Source organism: Cupriavidus lacunae, assembly GCF_003353055.1.
Lineage (GTDB): Bacteria > Pseudomonadota > Gammaproteobacteria > Burkholderiales > Burkholderiaceae > Cupriavidus > Cupriavidus lacunae.
The window spans coordinates 1-20,036 of the sequence record NZ_QKWJ01000086.1 but is presented as its reverse complement, the minus strand read 5'-3'; the positions used below and the strand labels follow the sequence as shown (position 1 = coordinate 20,036).

19 protein-coding genes and 1 pseudogene are annotated in these 20,036 nt (G+C 61.2%); 10 read left to right on the top strand and 10 right to left on the bottom strand.

Annotation, left to right across the window (positions count from 1 at the left end):
- The first annotated feature begins 121 nt into the window (after positions 1-121).
- The gene (locus DN412_RS35595; protein WP_115215845.1) at positions 122-1,090 is read left to right on the top strand and encodes a 2-deoxy-5-keto-D-gluconate 6-phosphate aldolase domain-containing protein; all 969 of its coding nucleotides are present in this window, start codon (positions 122-124) and stop codon (positions 1,088-1,090) included.
- A complete protein-coding gene (gene pgm / locus DN412_RS35590; RefSeq protein WP_115215844.1) occupies positions 1,087-2,730 on the top strand; it encodes a phosphoglucomutase (alpha-D-glucose-1,6-bisphosphate-dependent) in 1,644 nt (547 codons plus the stop codon). The genes DN412_RS35595 and pgm overlap by 4 nt, the downstream gene beginning before the upstream one ends.
- A 9-nt stretch (positions 2,731-2,739) precedes the next feature.
- Here the strand turns inward: pgm and tkt are convergent, their stop codons facing one another.
- A complete protein-coding gene (gene tkt, locus DN412_RS35585; RefSeq protein ID WP_115215843.1) occupies positions 2,740-4,818 on the bottom strand; it encodes a transketolase in 2,079 nt (692 codons plus the stop codon).
- 202 nt (positions 4,819-5,020) lie between these two features.
- On the bottom strand, positions 5,021-5,317 hold the full coding sequence (locus DN412_RS35580) for a hypothetical protein (RefSeq protein WP_115215842.1): 297 nt from the start codon (positions 5,315-5,317) through the stop codon (positions 5,021-5,023).
- Positions 5,318-5,774: 457 nt separating this feature from the next.
- Between DN412_RS35580 and DN412_RS35575 the strand changes: the two genes are divergently transcribed.
- The 7 genes from DN412_RS35575 (at position 5,775) to DN412_RS35545 (ending at position 12,468) form a co-directional block, all read left to right on the top strand.
- Positions 5,775-6,143 carry a BON domain-containing protein gene (locus tag DN412_RS35575; RefSeq protein ID WP_115215841.1) on the top strand — a complete coding sequence of 123 codons (369 nt, stop codon included), beginning with the start codon at positions 5,775-5,777 and terminating at the stop codon, positions 6,141-6,143.
- 112 nt (positions 6,144-6,255) lie between these two features.
- A complete protein-coding gene (locus DN412_RS35570; protein ID WP_208647722.1) occupies positions 6,256-6,543 on the top strand; it encodes a hypothetical protein in 288 nt (95 codons plus the stop codon).
- A 65-nt stretch (positions 6,544-6,608) separates the two neighbouring features.
- Positions 6,609-7,070 (top strand): PRC-barrel domain-containing protein, encoded by a 462-nt coding sequence (locus DN412_RS35565; RefSeq protein WP_115215840.1) that lies wholly within the window; start codon positions 6,609-6,611, stop codon positions 7,068-7,070.
- 184 nt (positions 7,071-7,254) lie between these two features.
- On the top strand, positions 7,255-9,234 hold the full coding sequence (locus DN412_RS35560) for an AI-2E family transporter (protein ID WP_115215855.1): 1,980 nt from the start codon (positions 7,255-7,257) through the stop codon (positions 9,232-9,234).
- A 64-nt stretch (positions 9,235-9,298) separates the two neighbouring features.
- A complete protein-coding gene (locus tag DN412_RS35555) occupies positions 9,299-11,959 on the top strand; it encodes an intermembrane phospholipid transport YdbH family protein (RefSeq protein WP_115215839.1) in 2,661 nt (886 codons plus the stop codon).
- The gene (locus tag DN412_RS35550) at positions 11,956-12,135 is read left to right on the top strand and encodes a YnbE family lipoprotein (RefSeq protein WP_039008218.1); all 180 of its coding nucleotides are present in this window, start codon (positions 11,956-11,958) and stop codon (positions 12,133-12,135) included. Before DN412_RS35555 ends, DN412_RS35550 begins: the two co-directional genes overlap by 4 nt.
- Before the next feature lie 9 nt (positions 12,136-12,144).
- Entirely contained in the window at positions 12,145-12,468 is a 324-nt protein-coding gene (locus tag DN412_RS35545; RefSeq protein WP_115215838.1) for a YdbL family probable chaperone protein, read from the top strand.
- A 224-nt stretch (positions 12,469-12,692) separates the two neighbouring features.
- Here DN412_RS35545 and DN412_RS35540 read toward each other — a convergent pair whose 3' ends face one another.
- Complete coding sequence (locus DN412_RS35540) at positions 12,693-13,199, bottom strand: DUF2141 domain-containing protein (protein WP_244222940.1); 507 nt, start codon at positions 13,197-13,199, stop codon at positions 12,693-12,695.
- 792 nt (positions 13,200-13,991) lie between these two features.
- Here DN412_RS35540 and DN412_RS35535 point away from each other — a divergent pair.
- Complete coding sequence (locus DN412_RS35535; RefSeq protein ID WP_115215837.1) at positions 13,992-14,231, top strand: hypothetical protein; 240 nt, start codon at positions 13,992-13,994, stop codon at positions 14,229-14,231.
- 185 nt (positions 14,232-14,416) lie between these two features.
- Here DN412_RS35535 and DN412_RS46070 read toward each other — a convergent pair.
- From DN412_RS46070 to DN412_RS35505, 7 genes and pseudogenes are all read right to left on the bottom strand, one after another.
- Positions 14,417-14,698, bottom strand: a pseudogene (locus DN412_RS46070) (DDE-type integrase/transposase/recombinase); the annotation flags it as partial.
- A gap of 205 nt (positions 14,699-14,903) precedes the next feature.
- Positions 14,904-15,071 carry a hypothetical protein gene (locus tag DN412_RS43935; protein ID WP_167471170.1) on the bottom strand — a complete coding sequence of 56 codons (168 nt, stop codon included), beginning with the start codon at positions 15,069-15,071 and terminating at the stop codon, positions 14,904-14,906.
- A gap of 99 nt (positions 15,072-15,170) precedes the next feature.
- On the bottom strand, positions 15,171-15,755 hold the full coding sequence (locus tag DN412_RS35525; protein WP_115215836.1) for a hypothetical protein: 585 nt from the start codon (positions 15,753-15,755) through the stop codon (positions 15,171-15,173).
- Positions 15,756-16,007: 252 nt separating this feature from the next.
- Positions 16,008-17,303: a cardiolipin synthase gene (gene cls / locus DN412_RS35520; RefSeq protein ID WP_115215835.1), complete on the bottom strand. Its 1,296-nt coding sequence runs from the start codon at positions 17,301-17,303 to the stop codon at positions 16,008-16,010.
- A gap of 385 nt (positions 17,304-17,688) precedes the next feature.
- On the bottom strand, positions 17,689-18,000 hold the full coding sequence (locus DN412_RS35515; protein ID WP_115215853.1) for a BON domain-containing protein: 312 nt from the start codon (positions 17,998-18,000) through the stop codon (positions 17,689-17,691).
- Between the two features lie 164 nt (positions 18,001-18,164).
- A complete protein-coding gene (locus tag DN412_RS35510; protein WP_039008227.1) occupies positions 18,165-18,323 on the bottom strand; it encodes a DUF3309 family protein in 159 nt (52 codons plus the stop codon).
- 17 nt (positions 18,324-18,340) lie between these two features.
- Positions 18,341-19,519, bottom strand: coding sequence for a DesA family fatty acid desaturase (locus DN412_RS35505; RefSeq protein ID WP_115215834.1), 1,179 nt, complete (start codon positions 19,517-19,519; stop codon positions 18,341-18,343).
- Positions 19,520-20,036: the final 517 nt, after the last annotated feature.

The window sequence follows — 20,036 nt, the reverse complement described above, 5'->3', positions numbered from 1 at the left end:
AACTGTCCATGCTGCCTGTATGGCAAGCCTTGGCGGCGCATCACAAGCGGGTGAGTAACCCGGTGCGCGACAGTTCCACCAATACCTCGAGCCGCTACCGCCGACTTCGGGAGGGAAGATCATGAAACTTGGCTACGACCCATCGCTCTACCTCTTGCCCTTCGACCATCGCCAATCCTACGTGAGTGACATGTTCGGATTCCGGCCGCCGCTGATGCCCGAGCAGCGCGACGCCATCATCGACAGTAAGCGGCTTATCTACGAAGGCTTCGCGGAAGCGATCGATAACGGCGTGCCAGCGTCCAGGGCGGGCATTCTGGTCGATGAGGAATTCGGCGCCGCCGTCCTCCGCGACGCGGTCAGGGATGGCTATGTCACCGCACTATCGGTGGAGAAAAGCGGCTCGGACGAGTTCGAATTCGAGTACGGGAATGAATTTCCCCGGCATATCGAGGCGTTCCGGCCCACCTTCGCGAAGGTGCTGGTGCGCTACAACCCCGAAGGAGACATTGCGCGCAATGGGCGACAGGTTGCGCGCCTGCGGCAACTCACCGACTACTGCCGCAAGTCAGCCCAGCGCTTCATGTTCGAGTTACTGGTGCCGGCCACGGCCGAGCAGATGGTGCCGGTGCAGGCGGACAAGGCGGCCTATGACCTGCAGCTCAGGCCCGCACTGATGCGCGGGGCGATCCGCGCCCTGCAGGATGCTGGCATCGAACCCGACGTCTGGAACATCGAGGGGCTCGATAGCCGTGGACACTACGAGCAATTGATGGATCTGGTGCGGCGCGACGGCCGGGGCCAGGTCGGCTGCATCGTGCTGGGACGGGGCTCCGACGAACACAAGGTCGTGAACTGGCTCGAAGCCGCCGCGCCGGTGCCGGGCCTAATCGGATTTGCGGTGGGACGCACCACCTTCTGGGATGCCATTGCCGACTTCGGAAAGAAGAAGATGTCGCGCCAGCAGGCTATTTCACACATCGCGCGGCAGTATGCCGAGTGGGTGGGGATATTCGAGCGCGCCAGCGCACACAACACCGACACCACACCAGGGCACGGCGATGCCGGCGCACACGGTGCCACATCATGAATATCAGCCCGCTCGCAGGGAAGCCGGCCCCGCCGTCTACCCTGGTGAACATTCCCCAGCTCATGACGGCGTACTACACCGATATGCCCGACCCGTCCGTGGCCGCGCAACAGGTGACGTTCGGCACCTCCGGCCACCGGGGCTCTTCGCTGGCGCGCAGCTTCAACGAATGGCATGTGCTCGCCATCAGCCAGGCCATCTGCGAATTCCGCGCTGGGGAAGGCTACGACGGCCCGCTCTTTCTCGGCATCGACACGCATGCCCTGTCGAACTCAGCCAGCGCCAGCGCGCTCGAGGTGCTGGCCGGCAATGGCGTAGACGTGATGCTCGCAGAACATGACGAGTACACCCCCACGCCGGCGGTCTCGCTCGCCATCCTCGCTCACAACCGTGGCCGCACCACCCGCCTAGCCGATGGCATTGTCGTCACACCGTCACACAACCCGCCCGACGCCGGTGGCCTCAAGTACAACCCGCCCAACGGCGGCCCCGCCGATACCGCCGCCACCAGCTGGATCGAAGCCAGGGCCAACGAGTTGCTGCGGCGGGAGTTGCGGGGCGTCAGGCGGATGCCCTTCGAGCGCGCCATGCGCCTGCCCACGACGCAGCGGTACGACTATCTCAATGCGTACGTCAGTGAAATCGGGAAGGTCATCGATATGGCGGTCATTCGCGCCGCAAACATCCGCCTCGGCGTGGATCCGCTCGGTGGCGCGGGCGTCCACTACTGGGGCGCCATTGGCGAGCGTTATGGCCTGGATCTGACGGTGATTGACGACGAAGTCGACCCGACCTTCCGCTTCATGACAGTCGACTGGGACGGCCAGATCCGCATGGATCCGTCGTCGCCCTATGCCATCCGACGCCTGCTCGAACTGAAGAGCCGCTTCGACATCGCCTTCGCCTGCGACACCGACCACGACCGGCATGGCATCGTCACGCAGTGCGTGGGCCTGCTCGCGTCGAACCACTATCTTGCGGTGTCCATCGACTATCTCTTCCGGCACCGGCCGATGTGGCCCAGCGCCGCGGGCGTGGGCAAGACCGTGGTCAGCAGCCAAATGATCGATCGTGTCTGTGCCCGGCTTGGCCGCAAAGTCTACGAGGTACCGGTCGGCTTCAAATGGTTCTGCGAGGGGCTATCGAACGCCAGCCTGGGTTTCTGCGGGGAAGAAAGCGCGGGCGCCTCCTTCCTGCGCCTGGGCGGTACCGTCTGGACGACGGACAAGGACGGCCTCGCGCCATGCCTGCTCGCTGCCGAGATGACGGCACGCCTTGGCCTCGATCCGGGCGAGATCTATCGCAAACTTACGCAGGAGCTGGGCGATCCGCTCACCACCCGTGTCGAGGCGCCCGCCACGCTGGCGCAAAGGACAGTCCTGTCGGGACTCTCGCCGCAACAGGTGAAAAGCACGGACCTGGCTGGTGAAAGCATCGAGCGTATCCTGGTACGGGCGCCGGGCAACGACGCGCCCATTGGCGGGCTGAAAGTCATCGCCGAAAGCGGTTGGTTCGCGGCGCGGCCTTCCGGCACCGAGGACCTCTACAAGATCTATGCCGAGAGCTTTCGCGGCGAGGAACATCTGCGCCGCGTGGTGGAAGCGGCCCAGGCCATCGTCGATACCGCTCTCAAGGGCTGATACCGTCCGCTACGCACCCAGCAACGGGGCTGCGTGCCTGCAGACGTTCTCCACCGTGAAGCCGTATTCGCTCATCATCGCCGCGCTCGGTGCGGAAGCGCCAAAGCGGTCCACCGCGAGCACATCGCCGTGCTCGCCGACGTAGCGCTCCCAGCCTTGCGAGACGCCCGCTTCCACCGCCAGCCTGGCGCGCAATGCGGGAGGCAGCACCGCTTCGCGGTATTCCCGTTGCTGGGCGTCAAAGAGCTCCCAGCTCGGCATGGAGACGACGCGTGCCTGGACGCCCCGCAGCGCTAGTTCCTGCTGCGCGGCAAGGACCAGTGAAACTTCCGAACCGGTGCCGATCAGAATCAGTTCCGGCTTGCCGTTCGGGGCATCTGCCAGGACATAGGCGCCGCGGCGCAAGCCGTCCGCGTCGGCAAAGCGGGCGCGGTCGAGCGTGGGCACGCTCTGCCGTGTGAGCACCAGCACCACCGGAAGATCGGTGGATTCCAGCGCAACGCGCCAGGCAACGGCGGTTTCATTAGCGTCCGCGGGACGGATCACCACCAGGCGCGGCAGCGCGCGCAGGCTGGCAAGCTGCTCCACTGGCTGGTGTGTAGGGCCGTCCTCACCTAGCGCAATGCTGTCATGCGTGAAAACGTAGATGACATGCAGGCCCATGAGCGCGGCCAGACGGATGGACGGGCGCATGTAGTCGGAGAAAATCAGGAATGTTGCACCGAAGGGAACCGCACCGCCGTGCGCCGCGATACCGTTCATGATCGCGCCCATGGCATGCTCGCGCACACCGAAATGCAGATTGCGGCCGGCGCGGCTCCAGCCGCCGCCGCTGGAACCCTGGCGATCAAGCGCACAAATGCTGGTCGGCTCAAAGTCCCCGGCGCCTTTCAATGCCGTGTAGGTGGATGGGTCCAGGTCAGCCGAGCCGCCGATCAGCGCGGGGTAATGCGCCGCGATGGCATTCATGACCTTGCTCGATGCAATCCGCGTAGCCATGCCCTTGTCATCCGCGTCAAAGCGCGGGATCGCCGCCTCCCATTCGGCCGGCTCGCCAGAGGCCGCGCCTGGCATGCGCTGCTTCAATTCGCGCGCCAGCGCGGGGAACGCCTTTTCGTAGGCTGAGTACTTCTCCAGCCATTCCGCCTCAGCGCGTTCCCCGCGAGCGCCCGCTTCGAGCCAATGCAGGCGCGCCGACTCGGGTACATGGAAGGAAGGTTTTTCCGGCCAGCCAAGATTCTGCTTGGTCAGTCGCACCTCTTCCACGCCAAGCGGCGAGCCATGAGCCTCGAAGCTGTCCTGCTTGTTCGGAGACCCATAGCCGAGATGCGTGCGCACCAGGATCAGGGACGGCCGGCTCGTCTCGGCACGGGCGGCATGCAGCGCCTGCTCGATCGCCGCCAGGTCGTTGCCGTCCTCCACACGTTGGGTATGCCAGCCATAAGCGGCGAAGCGTTGCGCTCGGTCTTCGGTAAAGGTCATGCCGGTACCGGCGGAGAGCGTGACGGCGTTGTCGTCATACAGGTAGACCAGCTTGCCCAGTTGCAGGTGGCCAGCCAGTGAGGCTGCCTCGGAGGCGACGCCCTCCATCAGGTCGCCATCACTCACGATGCCATAGGTGAAGTGGTTGACGATGTCGAACCCGTCGCAGTTGTAGCGCGCCGCCAGGTTGGCCTCTGTGATGGCCATGCCCACGCCGTTGCCAAAGCCCTGGCCGAGGGGGCCGGTCGTCAACTCGACCCCCGGAGTCAGGCCCCGCTCCGGGTGGCCCGGCGTGATGCTGCCCCATTGCCGGAAATGCCGCAGTTGCTCGAGCGGAAGCGCATAGCCGGCGAGGTGGAGCAGGCTGTATAACAACGCCGAACCATGGCCCGCGGACAGTACGAAGCGGTCGCGGTCGAACCAGTGCGGGTTGGCCGGATGATGTCTGAGAAAGCGGGTCCAGAGCACATAGGCCATCGGCGCCGCGCCCAGCGGCAAGCCCGGGTGGCCGCTGTTGGCGTTCTGCACGGTGTCCACCGACAAGAAGCGCAGGGTGTTGATGCAAAGCCCATCCAGCGCGGCGGCAGGAAGACCGGAGGAAGTCATCGGGTCCACTCTGGATCTCCTGAAATCGGCTCCCACGTAACACGGTGGAACCGGAAACAAGGCGCGAAAGACGTGGTGGTCTGTTCGGCTGGCGGCAACTGCGGCGTCATCCGGTCCAAACGCGTTGAGCGGCTTTTGCCGGGTCCCAGCCATCGGCCGGATGGCCGAGGGCTGGGGAACACCGGGCTTTCGTCCAGTGTGCCTATGCAAGCCGCGGCAGGATCCTCGACGCTGCACTTGACTGGTTTTCTGTGACTTTCCCCACCCGTTCCACATTCCGGAGGATCATCAGCGCGTCGTCATTAGCCGATACAGATGGACCCGCCATTTCAGGCACCGGTACCTCGGGGAATAGTACCGGCATGCTTTTCTTGATGAGCTTGTGCGACCCGAATGGTCCGAAGCGATAGACGCACTTCTCTTCGATATCGGCAAGGTGCCACCGCCGGACCAGGTCGGCAAAGACGTTCAATGTGTGTCCCGGAATCTTGGATTGCATATGCCCTTCCAACGTGACTGAGATGCGATGGTTCCTCCGCAGCCACGAGTGAGATCGAGCAAGCTTGCTGCCTTGAAGCGACAATTCTTCGGACTGGGGGAACAACATCTGCAGCGAGGATAGGCATGCGCCTGTCCTCTGTCGGTACGGTGCCGTACCGTGATGCGGTGTTCCCGTGCAGTCAGCCTGGCGCGGCGCCGGATATGCGTAGACAATTCCGAACACCGGTCCGCTATCTCCAGCGATCTCACGACGCACTTGTGAAGTGCCTACCTGTCCGCCAGCGTACCGACTTCAGCATGGATTGGTGTCAGCCTTGGTTCGTCGGGGCTGCGTGATGAAGGAATGCTTCCTTCGTGATGCCACGGCGCGCGGCTGCCTGCTCAGGGCGGCTCGCATACCCCGGGGACACTCCGCGCCTGCAAACACTGATTTCGTCCGAATCGAGGTAGTTCAAATGAGATCCACCCGCTCCATCACGTTCACCACTGGCGCGGCGTTACTCGCGCTCGCGGCTGGCTTCTACGCTCCCCTTGGCCAAGGGCAAGGCAATGCACCGCCTGCCTCGCCCACGAACCCTAACCCCACGCATGAGACGGTCAGCGAGGGCCTTTCCGATACGGCGATCACAACCAAGGTCAAAGCCAGCCTGCTTGATCAGAAGGATCTGAGTTCGGCGCACATCCACGTACGCACGCGCCAAGGCGTGGTACGCCTGACCGGCAGCGTTCCAACCACGAAGGAACGGCAGATGGCAACCGAGGTGGCCAAGGGCGTGTCGGGGGTGACGTCAGTGGAGAACCATCTGGGCGTCCACAAGTCCTGACAGGTTGGCTGGTTCCTGGCGCGCCGCTGTCGGCCGGAGAGGCTGCGCCCGTACCTCGCCGACGTGCGCCGGTGGCCGTGGCCGGCCGGTTCACGCCAACACAGGAGCAATCATGCACAGGGTCATTACCTCCGCACAGCACCGCAAGTCCGAGCCCCACGGCTGCGCGTCACAGCCTAGTCCCGAGGAAGGCGATACCTATCAGGCCGCCGTGGACGCGTCGCTGGAGATGACATTCCCGGCGAGCGATCCCATCTCGCCGGGCGCCGCCATGTACGCGGAACGACAGGTCAGTACCCCGCGCGACGAGACAGACTGGAAGCTGGTCGTCGGCAGTAAAAACCAGCCTTCCGGCGCCGAACCGGCCGCGCAACGCAAGGGCAAAAGCCGTGCGCATTGACAACTTGCCCAGGCCGGCGCTCGACGCCGGTCCGATGGGCTAGCCACCCTACCTGGAGTCACACCATGAACGTCTATGAATTGGACCATCACAGCAGCGGACCGCGCGCTGCCATCGTCGGCAACAGCGAGCCGGACAGTTCCGGACCTGGCCCCGTCATCATGGCCGCCGACACGCTCGAGGGCAATCTGGTTCTCGGTCCAGGTGGCGACAAGCTTGGCAAGATCAATCACATCATGCTGGATGTTCCCCGCGGGCAAATTGCCTATGCAGTGCTGTCATTCGGAGGTTTTCTGGGCGTAGGAACCAAACTGTTCGCCGTGCCCTGGTCCGCGCTGACGCTAGACACCGTGCGCAAGAGCTTTGTGCTGGGCATCGACAAGGAGCGGCTGGAAGCCGCGCCAGGCTTTGATCAGAACCATTGGCCGAGCATGGCGGATCCGCAATGGGCCACCAGTATCCACGAGTACTATGGCGCGCCCCCGTACTGGAAGGCAGACCGGCACGATGGAGAACTGGATCTCTGATCGCGGCTTGCGCAACGCGTCCTGAACAGTTTCGCAGCGGAGTATCACCCGCACCGGGCCAGGAGGTCACAGCCGCATCGTCTCCCTGACCCGTCCCGACCTGGTCGCCGGCACGCATCATCCTGACGCGTGCCGGCGGGCAGGGTGACATGCGGCGTGGCAGATTTTCTGCGAGCCCGTGATCATGCCTGAACCGGCTGAACCGCGCCCCGCGAGGCAAGCGGCGCATCTGAAATTTTCCGAGTCCCCCAGCCTGCATGGCCTGGTCAGCCTCGCCATCGCTGTGACCGCTGTCGCCGGGCTCTATGTTGGGCGAGACGTTCTGATCCCCATCACGCTCGCGATCTTCCTCAGTGTCCTGGTAACGCCACTGGTCAGTTTCCTTTGTCGTATCAAGCTCGGCCGGATCGTCTCGGTTCTGGTCGCCGTGACAATTTCGGTCTCGGTATTGGTCTTGCTAGGCGGCGTGATCGCCGCCCAAATAACGGCGCTTGCGGTCGACATGCCTCGCTATCAGGCCACCATCGAACAAAAAATCAACACCGTGCATCGCCTGACCATTGGAAAGCTCAGCAGTATGGCGGGCACAGCTGGCAGGGCGTTTCAGCAGGCCACCGTTGATTTGCCACAAGTTGCTCGCGAGCCCCGCGCTGCCTCATCGCAGGCACAGCCCCCCGCAGCCCTTCCGGTCGAGGTGATCGAGCCGGCTCCGAGCGCCTTTCATCTGGCACGGCAAGTGCTCTCCCCTGTCGTCAGGCCGCTTGAGACCGCCTTCATCGTATTCATCGTGACCATCTTCATCCTGCTACAGCGCGATGACCTCAGGAATCGGGCTATCCGGCTGTTCGGGTCGGGCGATTTGCACAGGACCACCACGGCGATGGATGACGCTGCGCGGCGCCTCAGCCGGTACTTCCTTTCGCAATTTGCGGTCAATGCTGGCGTGGGCGTTGCTATCGGGACCGGGCTCTTCCTGATTGGCATACCAAGTCCGGTGCTGTGGGGCATGTTGGCCGCACTGTTGCGCCTGGTGCCCTATGTGGGAATCTGGATTGTCGCCGTTCTGGCAACCGCCCTTGCCGCAGCAGTCAGTCCTGAATGGTCGATGGCGATCTGGTCACTGGCGCTTTTCGTGATCGTCGAACTACTGGCCGGTCAGATCATCGAGCCAATGCTATATGGCCATAGCACCGGCATTTCGCCGTTTTCCGTTGTCGTTGCCGCGATCTTCTGGAGCTGGATATGGGGCCCGGTCGGGCTTATTCTGTCCACCCCGCTGACGCTCTGCCTGGTAGTCCTCGGCCGGCATGTCGGGGGACTCGAAATCCTCGACGTGCTGCTGGGTGACCAGCCGACGCTCACGCCAATTGAGAACTTCTACCAGCGAGCGCTGGCCGGCGATCCGGATGAGATACTCGAACAAGCCGAAGTTCTGCTGCGCGACCGGTCACTCTCCTCGTACTACGATGAGGTCGCCATCAAGGGATTGCAGCTTGCGGCCGGCGACGTGTTGCGCGGCGTGGTAACAGCCGCACAACTGGCGCGAATAGAAACTACGGTGAACGATCTTGTCGAAGGTCTGGACAGCTTTGCCGACATTGACCCGAATCCGGGCGGGCCTGATGACCACACGGCTACGCTGGCACCGTACATCGCTGAACAGGATTCGCACCAGCCAGGTCCCTGCCCCCCCTTGCCGGGTATCGCAACGCTACCCGCGCGTAGCGCCGACGGCCACGTCCTTTGCATCGCGGGAAGGGGCCCACTTGATGAACTGGCGTCGACCATTCTCGTCCAGCTCCTCGGCAAGCACGATCTGGATTGCAGGGTTGTCCCTCATGACGCTGCCTCGCGCGCCCGGATGCAAGGGCTGGATGTCACCGCGCCGACGATTGTGTGTATTTTTTATTTGAACATTGAAGGCATCCCGTCCCACTTGCGCTACCTCGTTCGGCGCGTGCAGCAGCGCTTCCCGGATGCGTCGATCGTCGTCGGCCTCTGGCCAAGAGGTGATACGGATCAGTGGAGCGAAACGCTCCAGAGCGCAATTGGCGCCAATCACTATGCCACTTCGGTTCGGAGTATGGTTGACGCATGTCTGGCCACGATCAGAACCGAAAATGCGATCGATCCTGAGCCACTTCCTGGCGACGTGGGCACCTAGAACCTGTTTGCCAAGGCAAGGGAAGAATCACAGTGTCAGCTCAATAAAGTAGACGGGCTGCGACATGCTCCTCTCCCGGCAATATTCTCCAACGCTTGCATTCTTGCGTCGCAACAATGTCTGGCTGATCATCCTGGCGCTGCTGCCAGTGTGGATGTTGTTGGCGGTGGTGGTCACGGCATTTGCGCTGGGTGTACGTGTCCAGGGGCTCGGTTGGCAGAGCGGGCTGGAACTGGCGCATTGGCAAAGGCTACAAAACGGCTGCGTGCAGGCCCGCGGCGAACGATTGCGAATCACCGGCTGGCGGCCCGTGACGATCGCCGTAGCCAGCGTGAGCCTGGCCAACTGCCAAGCTGGCCGCGAGACACGGCCTCCCCCATGGACGCCGCCATTCGATCTCATCATCGATGCACTTTACATTCCCGGCTTGCCGCCGATAGCACTCACCGTCCGCCAGCGCGAGCAGCGCTGGCAGGTATGGGGAAAGTATCAGCACAGCAATGCGACCGCTACCTATGACCGCATTTCCGGGCGCTGGAGCGCGCAGGGCCAGATTCAGGCGGCTGACATCGCGCCCGGGCTCCTGGGCGCGCTGACCTTCACGGGCCATGGGTTGTGGCAAGCCAGCCGACTGGACGGCGATTTGCAGGCACAGGGGCAACAACTGGGTCATCGAGGTCAGTCTCAACGGTCCGACATGAGGCTCGAGGCCAGCCTCGCCGCCAAAAAATGGCAATTGAATGCCGAACTGGGGGCACCGTTGACGCTCGGCGGTGACTGGAGCCTGGAAGCCCGGCAAGTGCTACGGGCCAGCGGCAATCTGGAGGGGGTGGAGTCCCTGCGCCTGGACCTGCGAGCGGCAGGCCCGCAAGGCACCATAGTGCTGACCCTGGATACCGAGGGCACCGGCGTAGCACGCGGCCAGGGCATGCTGACGCTGGCCGGGCCCTCGCTAGCTGGCAGAGTGCCTATTCGCTGGAATCGGCAAGGGTTGGAACTGTTGCCGGCGTCGATACAACTCCCTGAGGGGCTTCTGCTGCGCTGGCCTCGGCCTTTGACACTGCCACTGGCATTGGCCGGTGAAAGCGCAATCTCGGCCGAGCTTCAGTATCGCGATATGGAAGTCAAAACCGTCGACAGCCGGTTGGCCTGGCAGCAAGCCAAGTGGAACTGGCAAGGACGGATTGACCTGGCAGGCAAAACCGCCGGATACGACCTGGCCGGGTCTTGGCAAGGCCGCATCGAAGCCTCCGGGCTGGCGGGGGAACCAGCCAGCCTCACGGTCAGGGGACCAGATCTGTTGCTGGCACTGCGCGTGCCGGTGACCGGCTTCCAGGCGCCGGGCTGGACCACGCGCGCGGAGTTCAATGGCCACTATGGCAACGCCCCTTTCACGGGGGCGCTCAGCGCCAGCCTTGCGCGAGGGCGCTGGGAAGGTACGGTTGAAGGCGACTCGCGGCTCCCCTTCTATGCGCGGGGCGGGAGCCTGAAGCTCGTCGCATCCTGGTTTGGCAAGGATGGGCAGTGGTACCTCGGCACTGGCAGTCGCGCAACGATAACCGACGGGCTGGTCGGAACGACATTGATCAAGCCGATCGCCGTGGTCGCCACAGCGCCTCTGCGCGTCGGGCCCCCAGGCGTATTCGGCAATGTGGAGGTCAAGGCGGAGGGCGTCGTTGCGACGCGCTGGGTACTGCCCACCGTCACTGGGAAAATCGCCGTCGCCGGGCAGCAAGGCAGGGCCACGCTGCGTGTGCCGGCCTGGCAATCCGAGCTGACCCTGACCGCAGAGCCGGCTGGCCGCGGAAGGAACACCGGAGCGAAAGGCATGATGGAGATCAGGACACCGCTGTCCGCATCCATGAGCCGCAGCCTCGGCTTCACCTTGCAGCAAGGCATGCTCAATGGCCAAGGCCACTGGCAGTGGCAGGATGACTGGCGGCTGCAAGGCGACATATTTGTGTCCGGGCTGGCGCTGGACTGGGGAGGCATTCTGGCTAGGGGTGGCAATGGGGCTGCGCATATTGAACTGCACAGAAATGGCGTAACGCTCACAAGTATCGGCCCGATCATGCTTGCTGAACTGGATGTGGGCACCCTGGTGCGCAATATCCGCATGACGGTCCAATCTGACCTGACCACCTGGCACGCCGTCGATGTGTCCGCCGACGTGCTAGGAGGCCATATGCACGCCGCCACCTTGCAATGGCCGTCCTCTCAGTTTCAGGCGGTGACCATTGGGCGCATCAACCTTGCGGAGGTAGCCGCGCTGCAAAGCGACCCGAACCCGACCGTTCAACTCGCTGGCCGCGTGGGCGGCAATCTGCCGCTACAACTGACGAAGGACTCCCTGGCCTTGCGGTCGGGTCGCGTGAGCAACGAGGGCCCCCTGTTACTCAAGGTCTTGCCATCTGCCGGGGTCAGCGCGATGGGCCAATCCAATCGCGCGGTGGCACTGGCGCTCGATGCCCTGAGCAATCTGGCGATTGACAAATTCGAGGCGCGTCTGAATATGCAACCGGACGGCTGGCTGGAGGCCGCGGTCACCATCAAAGGCCAGAACCCGCAGAAGAACAGCTTGCCAATCGTACTAAACTACACGCACCGGGAGAACGTGTTCGAGCTATTGCGCAGCTTGCGCATTGGGGATGATATCTCCCGGCGGGTACTGAACCGGATGCCTGCAGAAGGCTCGCGCAGCGATGACGTGGAGGACACGCCATGAAACCCGTTTTACTTGTCGCTTTACTGCCTCTGGCTGCCTGCACGCCTCGGATCGCCCTTGAGGCCCCCAAAGACCCGATCACCATCAATCTGAATGTGAAGATTGATCATGAGATCCGCCTGAAGGTAGAAAAGGATGTCGATAAACTCATCAGTGAAGACCGCACATTGTTCTAGGAGCCAACGATGAAAATGGCGACACGATTGACGGCGGTGCTACTGCTGTCTTGCAGTACGCTGGCCATGGCATTGGGCCTGGATAATGCCAAGTCACAGGGGCTCGTAGGGGAGCAGCCAGATGGTTATCTGGGTGTTGTCAAGGCGACCCCGGACGCAGTGGAACTTGCCGCGGATATCAATGCGAAGCGCCGCGCGGCGTACGACGCCATTGCCAAGAAGAACGGCGCCACCCTGGAGCAAGTGGCGATCCTGGCGGGACAGAAAGCCATAGAGAAGGCGGCGCCCGGATCCTTCGTCAAGACTCCTGAAGGTCAGTGGATAAAAAAGTAGTGCTCAGCGGAAGCACGAATGCGACCTCGCCCGCTTTCTGGCGAATATCCGGTCAGAACCAATTCTAATTATATGGTCCAGTTGCCGTAATCAGTCTCGGCAGAGGGCTTTTTTGGATCTGACTAATCTGGCGTCAATTAGGATGGCCGAACTTTTTAGGGCGACTGGAAGGCAGTAATCGACAAAAGCGACTGCATAGAAGGTATCATTATCAAAAATCGTGTTCAGTAATGCAATCTAATCGTCAAACTCAAGTTCCCTCCATCGTAGGAGAAGCTGGCGGCGGAAAACGGCGGTGCGCCGAGCCATCCTACTGCATCGTTTGAAAAACCATATCCTTCGGTAGGAATTCCAAGCCCATTTGTATCCAGCTTACCGTTCATATTCTCATCATGTGCGACCGCTATGGCATACGTTCCTGGGGGAATTCCTTCAAAATTGCATTGCGCCTGATTATTCTTAACCCTTACTGACATGATATTCCTCGCTGAATGCAGATAGTCTGCCGGGAATCCGACTGGCGATTCAAAGAGAGTGCAGGCCACCATGCCTGTGCTGCTTCGAATGCCTAGAATCTGTATATGAATCGATTGCGAAAGGGCGGGATATGGATAAGCTGAACACAGCAGTACCGCAAACCATGTTGCGTAACGAGCCGTCTTCGGCGTACGGTTCATGGGGATATTGCCTGCAACGGAAGCCAGAGCCTTCGGAACAGTTGATTCAATCATGATTTTCCTCGCCACTACCAGATCGTTGGCGATGTTTCGGTCGTGGTGGCCGCACCACTCCGTCAATGGGCAACCTAAGCTCACTTTAGCGCCTGTGGGAGCGCCCCGCCATGACGAGCGCACCTCGCTGAACCGAGCAATGATGAACCGATACCAGGCCTGCTGAGAGGTCGAATTTTGGTGTTGATGCTCTGTTGCCCCCGGGGCAAATAGGGCGCGCACCGTCGAGGGCAAACTGGTCCCACCCAAATCGCCGGCGGACTACTCATCCACGTCGCCACTGGCCCAGTTTTTCGTCGCCGTTTTCGCCGCATCGCCATGCACGCGCTCCCAGTGGCAGTGGGTCACGCGTTAGCGTGACGCGCGAGGCTCATGGGCATGAAGGCAGCAACTTGCATCCGGGATAGGCACGCCGCATCGTCTCGCTGCGAACCACGCCACCGGTGTCCCCACCGCACGATCATACAAGGAGTCGCAAAAGCCACACCGCCGCCGGCGCAGGCCGCCGCCATCACGCCTCGATGCGCCAGAGTATGCACATCGATTTTGTGGCTTTGTCTACCTAAACTTCATGCATGTTTCATGCTCGGCCCTTCCTGAGCATTCTTGACAGACAATATCGATTGCCAATTGCAAAGCGTCATACGCATTTCTCGCACTACGTTCGCCTTTGAGGACTTGGGCAGATATTACGAGATGTATAAGGCCAAACATAGGCGCGTTGTCTGCGCAACAAGGAAAACGCCTCATTCGGGCTTGCTGAGAATTTTCCAAACTGCCAGGAAGAAGAACATGCCATACATTCGTGCCCTCATCGCCGTATTCGTTGTCCACGGTGGGCTGAACCATCTGCTGGGATACGTCCTTGAGCCCAGCTCGCTCGTCTCCGTCGCAACGGGCATGTGGTTCGGCCTTGGATACGCGAGAGTCTTCCAAGGCTTCCCAAAGGCCGACACCTTCAAAGCTGCGTTCAAGGGAGTAATCATGGCAATGCTCTGGCCGATCGTGCCGGTCCAGCATCGACCACGATGACCACGAACGCCAGAACCGCCTGCGGGCGGTTATTTTTCAGCCCACCTAACATGCCGAAAAGGCGGAGGGTTTTTGGGATTGGGATCGCGGGCTCGTCGGCAAGTTGTGTCGCAATTGGAATGCGAAGCGGCTACAATCCCCTGGACTCCTGATGACCGTAGCGAAGAAGGCCTGCCGCCAGCGACATCGCGCTTGGCGCTGAGCCTGAAATCGACCGTCTCTTCTGCTCGGTCAACCGCACGGTAAAGATAGACTCACTTGTCAAGGACCTTCACATACGTCTCGTCGACACGCCATGAACGAACAGCGGAGCTCGCAAACCGATTCCAGCGCGTGACGAACTCCGCCGTGAAGCACTTGAGGCAGCGTGTGGTCGCCGTGTGTGCAAGCGACAGACCTCGCTCGGCCATCATGTCAACGAGGTCTCGAAGGCTGAGCTTGTAACGCAGGTACCAACGCACGCACATCACACTGATTTCTTGGTCAAAGTAGCGGCCGCTGGAGAACCAGTCGATGGGTCTAATTTGCCCATTGCGCGCTCGCGCTCGTAAAAAAATGCCGAGCGTCCGGTTTGGACCAGAGCCCGTCACGCCCTCCTAATAGAACACTCTTCACGAATCAGCGCCCACGCCAATCGTCGTTCAACCCGCGTTGTCGAGGCGGAGCATCTTGTTACCCTTCATAGGCACCGTCGGTAAACGGGTCAGCCTTGCCGATCCGCGTGCCATCGGTGTATGAATCGAACGTACCCGCCTTGCCACCATCGGTATAGGGATCGCGCGGCGCCTTGATGCTGCTGGCATCCGTGAACACATCCCTTGTTGCGCCTGCATACTCCATGGCGTGCTCTAGCCAAAGGGGCCAACATCAGAACCATGATGTCGGCCCAAGCTGCTCGCGGAGCGACAGCGCTCGCATGCTGGCGCCAGCCCTGCCCGATCACTTGCCGTACTTCGCCTTCACGTCGGCCGTGCACTTGTCCTTGGCATCGCCGGACAAGGCATCGCATTTCTCCTTGTCGGCTTGGTACTTGGCGTCCATGGTGTCCTTTTTGGCGTCGCGGCGAGCCTCGGCGACATCTTTGCTGGTGCCGGTGTCGGTGGCCTTCTCGACCTTGACCGCTCCAAGCGCCTTCTCGTGGGCAACCTTGGCTTCCTTCACACAAACGTCCTTGGCGTTGCCCTTCCTGTCGCCGCACATTTCCTTAGCCACGTCGTAGTCTCGATCGGCCTTGACCTTGTGCGCCTTTGCCTGGGCCTGGGCGGTGCCGTCGCGCATGGCTTCGGCGTTCGCCTTCGCGACATCCCGATCGCGCTTGGCCTCCGCCTTGCAAACGTCCTTGGCGTTGGCCATCATGCCGCCGCATTTGGCGCTGGCGGCCTTGTAGTCAGCGTCGGCCTGTTTCACAGTGGCGTCGTAGTCTGCCTTCGAACCCGCGGCAGGCGCGGTTAGTGCCAGTACAGCCCCTCCCGGCGCGACAGCCATCATCCCAAACAAGGCAGCGAATAGCCATTTAGTCATCATGTCGCACTCCTTATTAGTAGCAGGACTTCTCAGCGTTGCGTACTGGCATTTCCAGCGGCGATTTTGCGAAGCCCCTGCAAAGAGACTACATCGCTTGCATGCCTGGCGTCAGAATCCAAATTCCGAAACTCGCGTCGGACAACTCCCACAGACCGAGCATAGCCTGCACACATGACGACGTGAGACCCGGTGTCACATCGGTGCCGGCCAGGGGCTGCCGCCCCTATTTTCCGGGCATACCAGTCATGCAATCTACAACCAGTAAGCCCACACGCGCGCGGTCATTTCCTTCATACGCATACCGATCGAACGGTCGTTCCATTGTTCAAGCGTGATGGGATTGGACGCGGCGAGATCCACCTCGAACATGGCTTGCATCTGCGCGCCGAACTCCTGCCCCAGGACGACGGCGTTGACCTCGTCGTTGTGCAAGAAGCTGCGCCAGTCGAGGTTGGTCGAACCGATGGTGGACCAGACACCGTCGATAACCGCTGTCTTCGAATGTAGCAGCACGTCACGCCGCTCGTAGAGCTTTACGCCGGAGCGCAACAGCTCGTCGTAAAAGGAGCGTCCGGCGAAGAACACCAGCCACGAATCGGTCTTGCTCGGGAGGATGAGTTTGACATCAACGCCGCGAACTGCGGCATCCTTGAGCGCGGCTAGCAACTGCGGGTCGGGGACGAAATATGCGTTGGTCAAATATACGCTGGTTACCGCGCTGCCGATTGCCGAGAGCAGTGTCGCGTAGATGAGGCTGTAGGGCTCATCAGGCGAACTGCCGATGGCGCGCACGACCTCCGTTCCTGTATTGCCGAGTTGTGGAAAATAATTCTTCGGCGCAAGCGGTTCCCCTTTTTGCTTGCCCCACGTTGCCAGAAACAGCTTCTGAAATTCGCGGACCACCGGCCCTTCCACTCTCAGGTGGGTATCGCGCCAAGGAGGACTTCCATCGAGCCGACGCTTGGATTGGGGCCGGAAGGATCCGCTGGAATAGACGCTGCTGATATTGATCCCGCCAAGGAAGGCGATCCGACCATCGATAATCAACAGTTTGCGGTGATCGCGTTGATTGACCTCCCACCCCTTCTTTGCGGACAGTGGGTTGACCGGATTGAACTCCAGCACCTTGATGCCGCTGTCGGAAAGGCGCTTGAAATACTCCTTCGGTGAGTTGATCGCCCCCACGCTATCGTAGATGAGATTCACCTGCACGCCCTGGCCCTGCTTCTCAATGAGCGCATCGGCAAAGCGATTCCCGACCGCATCGTCTTCGATAATGTAGGTTTCCATGTTGATATGGTCTTTCGCACTGCGGATGGCGGAAAACATGGCCTGAAACGTGGCTGGACCGTCCTGCAGCAGAAGCACCTTGTTACCCACCACCAACGGGCTGCCGACGATGGCCGCCTCGAGCGCCAGATGCCGATCAAAGATATTTGTTTCATCGCTGTGGCTCTTGAGGCGACTGAGAATTTCCTTGCTCTGCTGGGCCGAAAGCGGACCGTGCGCGCCCCCGAGTTGGACGGGCTGGTCGGGGCGACTCCTCATATCCGGGACAATGGTCGGCAACACGCTGCATCCGCCCGCGACGGCAAGCGAGATCGCCAGCCATCCCGCAATCCTGCCCAGCCTATCGCACCGGTGAATCCACTCAAGAAACAAGGCTGCCTCCGTCAATTGCAAATATCTCGGAGTCCGACCAGCCAACTGCGTCATGGTAGGGCCCACTCACCCGCTTCCGACCAAGCTCACCGTGTAGCGCGATCTACGCGACGCCCCCCGTTCGGTTGCGACGAACTGGTTCAACTTTGCCTGCGATCAGGCGATTGGTTTGAGGCGAATCCATCGCGTGATCACTTACGCGTGGCAACGGTACCCGCGCCCACCGGTGGACGGGAGGCGCAGGCCGGCAATCGCTCGCGGCCAGCGACTGTCATTTGATCCGCATGTCATTCTTGACCGACTTCACCCCCTTGACGCCACGTGCAACCTCGACTGCCTTGTTGGCGTCGGCCTGGGACCTGACAAAGCCGCTCAGTTGGACAGCACCTTTGAAGGTTTCGACGTTGATTTCGGCGGACTTCAAGGTCGGCTCATTGAAAACTGCCGCCTTTACTTTCGTGGTAAGGACCGTGTCGTCGACATACTCTCCAGTCCCTTCTTGCTTCGGCGTCGATGCGCATCCCAGGGAAAAGGCCATCAGGACGGTTAGAAAAAAGGCGGAAAGACGGTTTAGGTATGTCATGTTCATGGCTAGGCCCTCCAGATGAATGACAATGCGAAAATCCCTCTCGAAGTTCGATCCGAGTCGAGAGTCCCCCCGAATGCAAGCTCTATGTTTGAAAAAAAGAAAACGTGGTTCTCACTGCCTCATGAACGGCATCAGTAGCGCGACCTCGGCGCAACGCGCTATATCTTGCCCATCAGCAACAGTACGAGCAGGATTACCAGCACCAGCCCAAGGCCACCGCTGGGACCGTAGCCCCACCCCCGGCTGTGCGGCCAGGCTGGAAACGCGCCGATCAGCAGTAAGATGAGCACGATCAATAGTATTGTTCCCAATGTCATTTCATGTCTCCCAATAGTCAGGCATAGCAGCGGAGCTTCCCGGAAAACTCCTGCAACGCACGGATTCCGCTTTGGTCGGCGCGCCGGCACCAGTCTTCCAGCTGCTTGACCAGTTGCTCCTCCGGGATGGCAGAGCGGCTCCACAACGCGGTGAGGTCTTGGCGCATCGCGTAGACGGTGCGCAGCAACACACTGGCATGCAGGGCCTGGTGCAGGACTGCGCGCTCACGCGCCGGTAGGGCGCCCGCCTCCCTTTGTAGCCAGTGCTTGAGCGCTTCCTTCGCCTTGGCCTCATTCAGACCCGGTAGGGCACGCGCCCGCAGGGTGCGGATTTCCCCCAATGCGGTTTTCCGCAGGGTGCTGGCGAACTTGGCCAGTACGTGGTAGCGGTGCGTGGAGATGGCCTGCAGGGTCTGCGCGTCGCAGCCTGTCCTGGCCGGATTGAAGCGGATCTTTGGCGCCACCCTGCGTACCCTGGCAAGACGGAGCGCCACCAGCAAGCGGATGTACACCCAACCAAGGTCAATTTCCCACCACTTACTGGACAGCCTGGCTGAGCTGACGTAGGCATGATGGTTGTTATGCAGCTCCTCGCCGCCGATCAGAATGCCCCACGGCACGATATTCGTGGAAGTGTCATTCGGCGCGTACGTGCGGTAGCCCCAGTAGTGGCCGATGCCGTTGATCACGCCCGCGGCGAAGAACGGAACCCACAGCATCTGCACGGCCCAGATGCTCAGTCCGATCGGGCCGAACAGCACCAGGTCGATCGCCAGCATGAAGCCAATCCCTAGCCCGACGTGCTTCGCATAAAGATTGCGCTCAATCCAGTCATGGGGGGTGCCGTGCCCATACCTCTCCAGCGTTGCAGCCTTCCTGGCCTCACTGCGATAGAGTTCGGCACCTTCCAGCAACACTCGCCAGACGCCGTAGAACTGCGGGCTGTGCGGGTCTTCCGGGGTTTCGCACTTGGCGTGGTGCTTGCGATGGATCGCCACCCACTCCCTGGTCACCATACCGGTGGTCAGCCACAGCCAGAAGCGCAGGAAATGGCTGGCGATGGGATGCAGATCGAGGGCGCGGTGGGCCTGGTGACGGTGCAGGAAAATCGTGACCGACGCGATGGTGACGTGGGTCAAGCCCAGCGTCACAAGCGGGTAACCCCACCAGGGGAGACTAAGCAAGCCGAAGTGCATCGCCGGCTCCTTCGCAACAGTTTCGGCGTCGATAAGCCTCAGAGACCTGTCCGAGCTCCAGAAAGCTCTATCTCAATCCGAAGTATCCAAGCACGAACAAAACGATGACGACGGCCCCGACAAGCCAGATGATGTTATTCATAATGCGCTCCTTGAACTATTCCCCTGCATGAACTGCAGGCGCGATGTGAATCTGTCCGCGCAGACATACCATGCGAGGTGCCCATGGCTTTTCGCAGGGGTAGTGCCACTTTGTCACACACGACACGGAAACGTCTGTACGGTAGCGGTCAACACCACATTGGATGACTGGCGGCGCGGCAAGGCGGCATGTGGTACGGTCTGCAGGGTCTGCGCGTCTCAGCTTGCCCTGGCCGGATGAAGCGGATTCTTGGGAGCATTTCAAGGCCCTTCCGGCCCCGGCGTGGGCGGAGAAACGATGACTTGTGGTTATTAAGCGGGTCATCGTTATGCCCATGTTGTCGGGTTTCAGCCAGGCACGCGCCTTGTTTCTCAT